This window comes from Prevotella sp. HMSC073D09 (assembly GCF_001814145.1).
GTDB lineage: Bacteria > Bacteroidota > Bacteroidia > Bacteroidales > Bacteroidaceae > Prevotella > Prevotella conceptionensis.
The window spans coordinates 69,121-79,439 of sequence record NZ_KV815128.1 but is presented as its reverse complement, the minus strand read 5'-3'; the positions used below and the strand labels follow the sequence as shown (position 1 = coordinate 79,439).

Sequence of the window (10,319 nt, the reverse complement as noted above, 5' to 3'; positions counted from 1 at the left end):
AAGATGAGCGATTGGTGGACAAAAAGGGTACTCATAATGTTAAATTTGTTACTAAAAACTAGACAAAATGCTGATGCTGTAAACACGCGCGAGTGGTCATCGGCACCGAAAACATGTACACTCGTGACGGCCAGCGGGGGCGGTTGCAGGGCATGCCACTTACATGCTGCACCATGCAAACGCAGAAGTAATCTGCCATTGCAGCAGGGTTTTCAACTTGTAGAGAGTGTATGGAACCATTTCTTCCAGGCTGCCTACTGAACTATAACCACGTTTTGCCACAAACAAATGGAGCCGTATTCCAGGTTTTATCGTATCTTTGGCCAGGTACTTCGTGCATGAACGGATGCTTATTTTGATTTTAGAGCATAGGGAAAACAGGCTTTTCTCAATTTGTAGAAGTATTAAAAGTCAAGAAGACTTCCACGTTATATCAATGCGATTAGCCAACCTTTTGCGTGTAATCAACGTTTTCGTTAAGTCAAATGAACAGCGATGAGCTTGTTTGGACATTGTCATGGCGAGAAAACGCCCTTTTCGAGGAACGAGTAAAGAACGTTTTCGTTAAGCCAAATGAACAACATTGAGCTTGCTCGAACATTGTCATGGCGAGAAAACGCACTTTTCGGGGAACGGGAAAAGAATGTTTCTTAGGATAAAATGAAAGCGAACTTTTCTAGTGAACGGTTGGGGTTAAGAGCCCTCTCTAATTTGGTTGAGAACCTCTCTAGTTTGTGTCTTGTTTACATAACATCTTGGTATACATACAACGAAAAGGGGTATCTCCCGACACCCCTTCACATATTATACAAAAACATTATGAATTTTATTTAGCGAACAAGATTAAAAGTTATCGATATGTTGATTATATTCAATATGGTTTATTTTGTTTGCATTCTTATTGCGCCACTTTACAAGTGCGCTCTTTGCGTTCGCAATAGCGTTCGCATTGTCGGCAAATGTCATAGCCGAGCATGGCTCCGAGGATGAAATCCTCTTCTGGGCTGAGCTCGTTTAGCGGACGGTTAATCATCATCCTGATGGCGTTGAGGCACTCTTTCTTTCCGAAAAACAAGTTGAGGTTCTCTTTCCCCACCGGTTTTATCAGGTAGTCTATGTGCTGATGTTCAAGCCTTGCTATGGCAAATTGCTCGTATTTCTTGTTGAAGGTGTATAAAACCATCTGTCGCACGCCTTTCTGATACTCATAAATATGGTTCATCAGCACCTTCATGTCGGCTGAAATCATTTCTGTTTGCGGCATAGTCTTGTATTTTTTTATATGGCGGTGGGGCTGTTTATGGCCGCCCCACCGTCTTGGTTTTGCTCAATGCAAAAGTATTTCTTTGCAGTCGACTTACAATGCGGGCTTTATTTCTTCGAGCCATGCGTCGATGCGACCTTCGGTCTTATCGTCTTCGTTCACGTCGTCGAGAGCCAGACCCACAAACTTACCGTCAACAACAGCCTCGCTGTCGTCGAAGGTATAGCCGTCGGTAGACACCTCGCCAACCATCTTTGCGCCACTGTCTTTTGCTGCATTGTAAAGCTCGGCCATTGCGCCGCAGAAGGTATCAGAGTAAGATTCGGCATCGCCGCAACCGAAAACAGCCACCGTTTTGCCAGCCAAGCCGGCCTCTTTAAGCACTTTCACGCCGTCGTACCAATCGTCTTGCAGTTCACCAGCACCCCAAGTAGAGGTTCCTATGAGCAAGTTTTCGTTCTCGGCAACAACGTCTGCGTTGAAGTTGGCCACGTCTAGGGCTTCTACGCCCAGTTTGTTTGCAATCGTTTCAGCGATGCTTTGGCAGGTTCCTGTTGAAGAACCGTATACTACCACCGTTTTTTTCATTTCAATTCTTAAGTTTTAGTTGTGTTATTATTATGGATGCAAAGTTAAGTACAAATATACAATGGCACAATACCTAGAAATGGTGTTTTTTGCGTAAGGATTGTTTTGAGGCGTAATGTGGGCTGTTGGTTTATTTTGCAACGAGCCTAACAAGTGTGCTGCCGCTATGTTTAGGGCTATCTGCGTGTATCTGAACTACATACACGCCTGCTGCTAATGCTCCTAGCTGTATGGTGGATTGTGCTGCCAACAGCGTGCGCGGCCTACTTAGAACTAATGAACCCGATAGCGAGTAAAGGCGCAGGGAACAAGCGTGTGGTTGCCCATCGGCAAAGGTTATGTGCAGCTCGTTGTTGTTGCCTGGGGTTATATGCACGCCCTGTGGTTGGTGTTGGTAGATGCCTTGCACCTTGGTAATGCCTAAGATGTGGAGCAGGCCGCGATAAACATCCACCTGTCCGTAGCCATAAAGGTTGTTGGGATGGGGCAGAGAGGTGTTGTGTTGCGTGCCTGTTTGTGCCACAATGTTTCGCACATCGCTGGCCGTTAGCGTTGGGTTGGCCTGCAACCACAGGGCGATAGCACCGGCAACAGCTGGCGCAGACATGGAAGTACCCGTGTTGCAGTTCCACGGATAGGTGCGACCGTTGTGCTGAAAGTGCGCCACATCCCATTGCACATCGCTGTTGTTGGGATGATTGGCAATGTAAAAGCTGTTGTACGACGAGATGATGTTGCTGCCCGGAGCCATTACGTCGGGCTTTGTTCGGCCGTCTGTCGTTGGTCCTTTCGAAGAGTAGGGTGCTCTTTCGCCTCCTGATCCTTTCAACGAATACTTTTTTTCGCCCTTATAATTGGTAATGTGTGTGCGATACGAGGTTGCTCCAACGGCAATAACAGCAGGTGCGCTGGCGGGCGATAGGATGGTGTGGGTGTCGTCGCCGCCCAACAACGCTGGTTCGCGCTTGTTTGTTTCCCATGCGCCTGCACCGCGGAACAGCTCCACATCGGCGGTTGCGCCAATTAATACCAATGCCGTTGGTGGTACGTAGGTGCTAGGCCCCAATGTGCGCAAGAGCATTTCGTAGGCCAATGCGCCCTCGTCGTCGGGCTGATAGGCCACCGCTTGTATTTCGTATTGTAGCTTACCAAAGGTCAGCGTGTCTATCTGTTGCGAGTCTTTGGCGGCCACTAATGCACGCGTGTCGATGTCGTATGTGGTTAATGTGCCCACGCGATGAAACCTCAATCTAAGCAAAAAATGCTCCTTACTTTTTGCCGACACGCGTATTTTGCCGTTCGAATCCTTGATAAAAGTACCTGCCGAGTCGGTTCCCAGAGGTTTTCTAAGGTAGCTTGCTCGTCCGCCTTCATTGCCTGCCGAGGCCACGATGATGCGCCCTGGACCTTGAAGACGGTCTAAAACTGCATGATAGAGTTGCGTGTCGCTGTCGAAACGAAAGCTAGAACCCTCGCTAAACGATGCCACGCAGGGTTGGTTGTGCCGCTTGGCATAGTCGAAAATGTATTTAAAGCCCAACGCGTCTGTCGCAGTGGTGTATTTATATAGGTCCTTTTTGTCCACCAAGTTTTTGTTTTCGCTGGTGAGGTTAGCCACTAGGCAAATGTCGCTTTCCCATGCCATACCGCGATAAGGGCTTTTAAAGCCACTGCCTGCTGCAATGCCCAGCGTGTGGGTTCCGTGTGTTTCTTGTTTGCCGTCGCGTGTGTGGCGCAGGCTGATTAGGGCGTTGGGTGTGGTGTAGTCGCGCCCAACGGGTAGGGTTGTGCCGAGGGTGTCGGTTGAAAGTTGGTCCCATAGGGCCTTGATGCGTAGTGTTTGGCCCGTAGAGTCGCAGAAATTGGGGTGCGTAAGGTCGAATCCGATGTCTTGAATGCCCACCACTACGCCCTTGCCCGTGTAGGCTTGTGGCAACGATTGGCCTTGATATGCGGGCCAAGCGTTCAGCACTTTGGCCGTGGTGTCCATCAATATGCTGTCGCTTTGGCCTGTTTCGATGCGGCTAACCCATTTGGATTGCGACAACTTGGCCAGCTGATTGAGGGGGATGTTCACGATGTGGATGTTGCCAAACTGCGCTAACGACTTGCAGCCGTGGGCTTTAAACACGGCCTCGGCGTTGCTGCTAATGCGCACAAAGGCACATACGGTGCGGCTGTCGGACTGGTTTGAGCGAGTGGCTGCCTGCCGTTCGGTTTGGTTTTCTATGTATAGCTGGCGCAATTCGCCCGACATCTTGGCATAAACAGGGCGTTGCGCATGGGCATGTAGTGCGCACAAAAGGGCGAATATGGCTAATGATAACGTCTTTTTCATCGTTCGTTGCAGTGTTTGTACAGTTGGAGTGGTAAGGATAGGGGCTGAAACGGCCATCTCTCTTGGTGCGTGTTGGCCTTGCGAAAGCAAAGTTACAGAAAATAATGGAGATAGCAGCTGGCGGATGATTAAAATTGACTTTGATGGAGTTTTAGACTTAATTTGAGGAGATTTCGTTTATTCTTTGAAGGGGCTTTGTGGGTTATACAACTGAAAATGCAGGCGGAAGATGCTAAATAAGACAGTGAGAAAATAAAGAACAACGCGATAAAGCAATTTGGTTAAGTGGCAGGGAATTTGTGGAATAGGCCATATATACGGAAAGTTTTTCGTAACTTTGCATGAAATGCCGCGTTTGCGGGAGTGCTGTTTGTGGCATAACACGCGTTGGCATCATTATTGCAAGGAAAAGATAAAAACGAAATATGACAATGGAAAAAGAAAACAACAAGTTTATCGCCGTGGCTTATAAGCTTTATTCGCTGGCCGACGGCAAGGAAACGCTTATCGAAGAGGCGCCTGCCGACCGCCCTTTTGTGTTTATTACGGGCTTTGGCATCACCCTCGACGCTTTTGAAAACGGTGTGAAAGACTTGCCTAAGGGCGAGCAGTTTACGCTGAACATCGAATGCGAAGAGGCTTATGGCGAACGTCTTGACGAGCGCGTTCTTGACTTGAACAAGGGGATATTCACCATTAATGGACACTTCGACCACGACAACATCTACAAAGATGCCGTTGTTCCGTTGCAAAACGAAGACGGAAACCGCTTTATGGGGCGTGTGCTTGACGTGACCGAAGACACGGTGAAGATGGACTTGAACCACCCACTTGCAGGACTTGACTTGCTGTTTAAGGGCGAAATCGTTGAAAACCGCGAGGCTACGAACGAAGAAGTGCAGCAAATGCTGAACCATATCAGTGGCGAAGGCGGCTGTGGAGGTTGTGGTTGCGGGCACAATCACGGCGATGAAGAAGGCGGAGGCCATGAACATGGCTGCGGTTGCGGTCACGATCATCATGGCGAAGGCCACGAACATGGTCATCATGGTGGCTGCTGTGGTCATGGTAATGGCCATCATGGCGGTGGTTGTGGGCACCATTAAGCCCTTCGTTGTATAGACAACACATATATTATATATACAATGGCGAACACATCATAACTGCGTTTGGCGCGGTTGTGTGTTCGCCATTATTGCTTTAACTGTTTACCCCTCACAATTATGCGCAACACATTTGGAAACCTTTTCGCCCTCACCACCTTTGGCGAAAGTCATGGGCCAGCCATCGGAGGTGTGGTAGACGGCATGCCGGCAGGAATAGATGTTGATTTAGACTTTATCCAATCGGAACTTAATCGGCGTAGGCCTGGCCAGAGCAAGCTTACAACAAGTCGCAACGAGGCCGACCAAGTGGAATTGCTTAGTGGGGTGTTTGAAGGGAAAAGCACTGGCACGCCCATTGGCTTTGTCGTGCGAAACGCTAATCAGCACTCTAAGGACTACGACAATATGCGAGGACTTTTCCGGCCGTCGCATGCCGACTACACCTATTATAATAAGTACGGATTGCGCGACCATCGAGGCGGTGGACGCTCGTCGGCTCGCATAACTTTGGCGCGTGTGGTGGGCGGAGCATTGGCAAAGCTGGCACTTAGACAGATGGGTATAACCATTTCGGCCTACGTGTCGCAGGTGGGCGACATCGTTTTGAACAAGGATTATCGCCTGTATAACCTCGCGAACACAGAAAACAACGACGTGCGATGCCCCGATGAGGAGGTGGCCAAGCGCATGGCGCAACTTATTTTGGATACGAAGAACGCGGGCGACACCATTGGCGGCGTGGTTACATGCGTGATGAAGGGTTGTCCTGTGGGGGTTGGCGAGCCCGAATTTGACAAACTTCACGCCCGATTGGGTTATGCCATGCTGAGTATTAACGCCGCAAAGGGTTTTGAAATTGGCGATGGTTTCGACTTGGTTAGGTGTAAAGGCAGTGAGGTTAACGATGTTTTCGTGGCCGAAGAAGGTCAGGTTTCTACGCTTACCAACCATAGCGGAGGCATCCAAGGGGGCATAAGCAATGGCCAAGACATCTTTTTTCGTGTGGCGTTTAAGCCTGTTGCCACCGTGCTGATGGAGCAAGACACCATTGAACTAGACGGAACGCCCACCACTTTTGCGGCTCGTGGGCGTCATGATTCGTGCGTTGTTCCGCGTGCCGTGCCCATTGTCGAGGCGATGGCTGCGATGGTGTTGATGGATAATTTGGCAATGGCAGGGGTTAAGTTTGGCGTTGATGCCGAATAAAAACGGGTTGGCAAGGCTGTATGTTACCTTGTCAACCCGTATGTTTTGGGAATGTTGGCTCGCCAACTCGTCCACTCGTTAACTTTCCACTCGTTAACTCGTAAACTTGTTCACTCGCAGCTTGTCTACTCATCAACTCGTTAACTTGTCCACCTTGTTAACTCGTCAACTCATTATCACTTACGCCTTTAAGTTCGGATATTTCTCTTCTAAGGCTTTAAAGAACTCCTTGCCAGCAGCATAAGCCAACACGCGTTGGAGCTTGTTGTAATTGAAGAACTGCTCTGTGGGAGTATAGACCACGGTGCAGATTTTTATTTCGCGTACCTGGTCCTCGCATGGAACTTGTAGATTATAAAACTTAGCACAGTCGACCAACAGCTTTGGAGCTTGCTCGTCGGGTAAAGGTGTTAGTGTAGCGTTCTCTAATCTTGAGTTATTGAACATCAAATGCCGTTTCACCTTTCCTTCAACGCTGAGGTCAAAGATGTGTAATCCATCAGCGGTGAGTAATAATGGTGTGGGCGTTTCCACAGTTGTATACTTCACGGTGCCAAGTGTCATTGCGCTTCTCAGCAAATCTTTGCCTGCACTCTTAAAGTATTCCTTCATGCTAGGGGTGTAGTAAACGTAGTTTACCCCTAACACCCTTTTGTCGTCAAGATGTTCGATGCACATTCCAAACTTATCGTTTATGAACGTGTTTAGTTCGTTCTCGCCAAGTCTTTGTGATTCGCTTTCTACTTCTGCAAAGTTTAACGGCTTATTGTTAGCCGAGATGAAGAATACCAAAGCGACAACTATGCCAATTGTCATAATAATGGCGAAGATGATAAATGGAGTTATTCCCATGGCATCTTAGTTATAATTCAGTAGGCTCTATCTTCTCTTCTTTTTTGCGCGAAGGAATCTGTCCCCATATCATTAAGGCCACGATAGCCAACAAAACAGCCTTTCCGCCGTAGCGTGTATAGAAACCTAGTTTCAACAAGCTGGCCTCATCTAGCTTCTTTTCCTTCATATACTCTTTCAGAAAGGCCTGCGATTTTTCGGTTGTCATTTCGTAATAGGTTTCCGATGGGGCATCGTATAGCACAAGTTTAGGTTCTTCAGTCACCCATAGGGGCAGGATGTAGGCAATGTTGAACTCCTTGTGCATACGTGCCAAGTTCACCTGTTTGCCGTCGATAATGATGCTGTCCGTTGCTGGAATGTTGTAAACAATGTCGATAACATCGCGTGTCCCGACAGGAATCCTAGCTCTTGCGTGTGCAATTTGTGGCATGGTTAACAACAAAACTAAGCCTGCGATCAGTGCTTTTCCGATGGAGTTAAGTCTATTCATAGTTTATTTAATTTTATGGATGAATAATATTTCTGTGTTCAAAATTAGTAATTATATGTCGTAATCTTTACAAAAATGAGTTTTTTCTTACGGTCTTTCACTTTTGTTTTCACTTGTTTTGTTAAATTAAATGAAGTGACGGGTGATAGCTTTGTTAGAGCGATAGCGCGGGTTGGTAGGTTGCTGTGGCCTAATGCTTGCGTGAGGTGAGTATGTTGCTCTGTAAAGTGGCAAATTGTAAGTTATACAGGTGATAGCTTTCCCTTTTGATATGCTTGGGTAGTTAAGGTGAAAGTGGTTGTAATATGAAATAACAAAGCCTCTCAATGATTGAAAATGCTTACTTTATCTGTGCATATTTTGTTGTTTTTTTGCAACAAAATACAAACTCTCGCTCATGCTAAAAACTCAAAATTCAATTATTCTCACAAATGTTTTGCAGTTTGACAAATATTGTCTAACTTTGGAAACACAATCAAAATACCACAAAGATGTTCGAATACCTCAATTCAAATCAATGGCTGTTTTGGCTACTCATAAGCCTACTCTGCCTAATAATAGAGATGGCCTCTGGCACGTTTTACATCCTTTGTTTCGCCATTGGCGCTCTTTTGGCAATGGTGGGATGCTGGCTTGCTTTCCCATTTTGGGGCCAAGTGGTTTGTTTCGCCTTCTTCTCAATCTTATCCATCTTCGCCGTTAGGCCCGTGGTGATGAAGTATCTGCACCGCGACGAGGAAGAACGAAAGAGCAATGCCGATGCGCTTGAAGGGCGTGTGGGCGTGGTGATAGAAGATGTGCAGCCGCAACGCAGCGGCTATGTAAAGGTAGACGGCGACGAATGGCGTGCCGTTTCGGCTGACGGGTCGCTTATTAAAATAGGAGAAAGGGTGCGTATCGTCAAGATGGAAAGCATCATCGCCACGGTTGAACGTGTCTGAAACAGTCTCTGGCCGCTATGTGTAGCCATGGAGCGCATGCGTTAAGCGGATGCGCAATGGGTTTTGCAGGCCAAGGTCGTGGCTAGTTCCTGCGTTAAATTTGTGCGCAGGGCGATGCCTCTGGCTTACTATATCCGCAGTAAACATCCAAATCGAATAACACCAAAACAATAATCAACAATGGAATATCTAGGAACTTATTTGATTATCGCCGCAATATTGCTGGCCATTGTCTTCGTTAAGAAGTCGCTTGTAATTATTCCCCAGTCGGAAACGAAAATCATCGAACGGTTGGGTAAGTTTCGAGCAATCCTCAAACCAGGTATCAACATCATCATACCCTTTGTGGATAACGCGAAAACCATCGTAAGAATGGCCAACCGCCGCTACTCGTATTCGAGTACAATCGACCTTCGTGAGCAAGTGTACGACTTCGACAAGCAGAACGTTATCACCAAAGATAACATCCAAATGCAAATCAATGCCTTGCTCTACTTCCAGATTGTGGACCCATTTAAGGCCGTTTACGAGATTGACAACTTGCCCAACGCCATTGAGAAACTTACTCAAACCACGCTGCGTAACATCATCGGTGAAATGGAATTGGACCAAACGCTCACCTCGCGCGACACCATCAACACTAAACTTCGTTCGGTGTTAGACGATGCAACCAACAAGTGGGGTATCAAAGTGAACCGCGTTGAACTGCAAGACATCATACCTCCATCGAGCGTTTTGCAGGCTATGGAGAAACAGATGCAAGCCGAACGTAACAAGCGCGCCACCATTCTTACCAGTGAGGGTGAGAAACAAGCCGTGATTTTGCAGTCGGAAGGTGAGAAAACCTCTACCATCAACCGCGCTGAGGCTGCCAAACAGCAGGCCATTCTCTTTGCCGAAGGTGAGGCACAAGCACGCATTCGCAAGGCCGAGGCCGAGGCAATAGCCATTCAAAAGATTACCGATGCCGTTGGACAGAGTACCAATCCGGCCAATTATCTGCTTGCACAAAAGTACATCGCCATGATGCAAGAGTTGGCACAAGGCGACCAAACCAAGACGGTTTACCTGCCTTACGAGGCTACAAACCTACTGGGTAGCCTAGGTGGAATTAAAGAACTCTTCAAGATACACTAAGGTTTTGAACCTTTGAATTGCCGAGTTTGTGAGGTTATAAGTTGGTGAGGTCGTAAGTTGGTGAGGTTGTAAGTTCATGAGCTAGTGAGTTAATGGGTTTGTGAAATCATGAATTAGTAGGTTCATGAGTTTTTGAACTCATGTGTTTAAAAGCTTATGAGTTCATCAACTCACGATCTCACTACCTTATACTCCCACCAACTTACGGCCTCACGGCCTTACAACCTCACAAGCTTATAACCGCATCACCTTATAAAACTTACCACCTTACCAACTCACAAGCTTATAAACACTCATCATCAGAAAGTTTTTTTTGTCTAGTTTTCGGTTGGAATTTTAACATTGTGAGTGCCCTTTTCTTCCACCAATCGCCAACCTTGCCGCAAAAAATCGA

The 10,319-nt window shown here is 47.2% G+C and carries 9 protein-coding genes; 4 read left to right on the top strand and 5 right to left on the bottom strand.

Annotated elements, in window-relative coordinates:
* Nucleotides 1-898 precede the first annotated feature (898 nt).
* From HMPREF2955_RS12740 to HMPREF2955_RS12730, 3 genes are all read right to left on the bottom strand, one after another.
* Nucleotides 899-1,264 (bottom strand): DUF2023 family protein, encoded by a 366-nt coding sequence (locus tag HMPREF2955_RS12740; RefSeq protein ID WP_070723827.1) that lies wholly within the window; start codon nt 1,262-1,264, stop codon nt 899-901.
* A 93-nt stretch (nt 1,265-1,357) separates the two neighbouring features.
* Nucleotides 1,358-1,852, bottom strand: a complete 495-nt coding sequence (gene fldA / locus HMPREF2955_RS12735; protein WP_070723826.1) for a flavodoxin FldA — start codon at nt 1,850-1,852, stop codon at nt 1,358-1,360.
* A 130-nt stretch (nt 1,853-1,982) separates the two neighbouring features.
* On the bottom strand, nt 1,983-4,190 hold the full coding sequence (locus tag HMPREF2955_RS12730) for a S8 family serine peptidase (protein ID WP_246830147.1): 2,208 nt from the start codon (nt 4,188-4,190) through the stop codon (nt 1,983-1,985).
* Between the two features lie 431 nt (nt 4,191-4,621).
* Here HMPREF2955_RS12730 and HMPREF2955_RS12725 point away from each other — a divergent pair, with 431 nt between their 5' ends.
* Together HMPREF2955_RS12725 and aroC are read left to right on the top strand one after the other, a co-directional pair.
* Nucleotides 4,622-5,296: an FKBP-type peptidyl-prolyl cis-trans isomerase gene (locus tag HMPREF2955_RS12725; RefSeq protein ID WP_070723824.1), complete on the top strand. Its 675-nt coding sequence runs from the start codon at nt 4,622-4,624 to the stop codon at nt 5,294-5,296.
* 117 nt (nt 5,297-5,413) lie between these two features.
* Nucleotides 5,414-6,502 (top strand): chorismate synthase, encoded by a 1,089-nt coding sequence (aroC, locus tag HMPREF2955_RS12720; protein ID WP_070723823.1) that lies wholly within the window; start codon nt 5,414-5,416, stop codon nt 6,500-6,502.
* Nucleotides 6,503-6,682: 180 nt separating this feature from the next.
* Here the strand turns inward: aroC and HMPREF2955_RS12715 are convergent, their stop codons facing one another.
* Both HMPREF2955_RS12715 and HMPREF2955_RS12710 read right to left on the bottom strand, forming a co-directional pair.
* Complete coding sequence (locus tag HMPREF2955_RS12715; RefSeq protein WP_070723822.1) at nt 6,683-7,354, bottom strand: hypothetical protein; 672 nt, start codon at nt 7,352-7,354, stop codon at nt 6,683-6,685.
* Between the two features lie 10 nt (nt 7,355-7,364).
* Nucleotides 7,365-7,847, bottom strand: coding sequence for a hypothetical protein (locus tag HMPREF2955_RS12710; protein WP_070723821.1), 483 nt, complete (start codon nt 7,845-7,847; stop codon nt 7,365-7,367).
* A 491-nt stretch (nt 7,848-8,338) separates the two neighbouring features.
* Between HMPREF2955_RS12710 and HMPREF2955_RS12705 the strand changes: the two genes are divergently transcribed.
* Nucleotides 8,339-8,788: an NfeD family protein gene (locus tag HMPREF2955_RS12705; RefSeq protein WP_070723820.1), complete on the top strand. Its 450-nt coding sequence runs from the start codon at nt 8,339-8,341 to the stop codon at nt 8,786-8,788.
* Nucleotides 8,789-8,968: 180 nt separating this feature from the next.
* The gene (locus HMPREF2955_RS12700) at nt 8,969-9,925 is read left to right on the top strand and encodes an SPFH domain-containing protein (protein WP_070723819.1); all 957 of its coding nucleotides are present in this window, start codon (nt 8,969-8,971) and stop codon (nt 9,923-9,925) included.
* Nucleotides 9,926-10,319: the final 394 nt, after the last annotated feature.

Bases quoted from the DNA above. Each gene is read 5' to 3' on its own strand.
- HMPREF2955_RS12715 (WP_070723822.1), bottom strand. From the start codon at position 7,354: ATGGGAATAACTCCATTTATCATCTTCGCCATTATTATGACAATTGGC.
- HMPREF2955_RS12740 (WP_070723827.1), bottom strand. From the start codon at position 1,264: ATGCCGCAAACAGAAATGATTTCAGCCGACATGAAGGTGCTGATGAAC.
- HMPREF2955_RS12710 (WP_070723821.1), bottom strand. From the start codon at position 7,847: ATGAATAGACTTAACTCCATCGGAAAAGCACTGATCGCAGGCTTAGTT.
- HMPREF2955_RS12700 (WP_070723819.1), top strand. From the start codon at position 8,969: ATGGAATATCTAGGAACTTATTTGATTATCGCCGCAATATTGCTGGCC.
- HMPREF2955_RS12730 (WP_246830147.1), bottom strand. From the start codon at position 4,190: ATGAAAAAGACGTTATCATTAGCCATATTCGCCCTTTTGTGCGCACTA.
- aroC (WP_070723823.1), top strand. From the start codon at position 5,414: ATGCGCAACACATTTGGAAACCTTTTCGCCCTCACCACCTTTGGCGAA.
- HMPREF2955_RS12705 (WP_070723820.1), top strand. From the start codon at position 8,339: ATGTTCGAATACCTCAATTCAAATCAATGGCTGTTTTGGCTACTCATA.
- fldA (WP_070723826.1), bottom strand. From the start codon at position 1,852: ATGAAAAAAACGGTGGTAGTATACGGTTCTTCAACAGGAACCTGCCAA.
- HMPREF2955_RS12725 (WP_070723824.1), top strand. From the start codon at position 4,622: ATGGAAAAAGAAAACAACAAGTTTATCGCCGTGGCTTATAAGCTTTAT.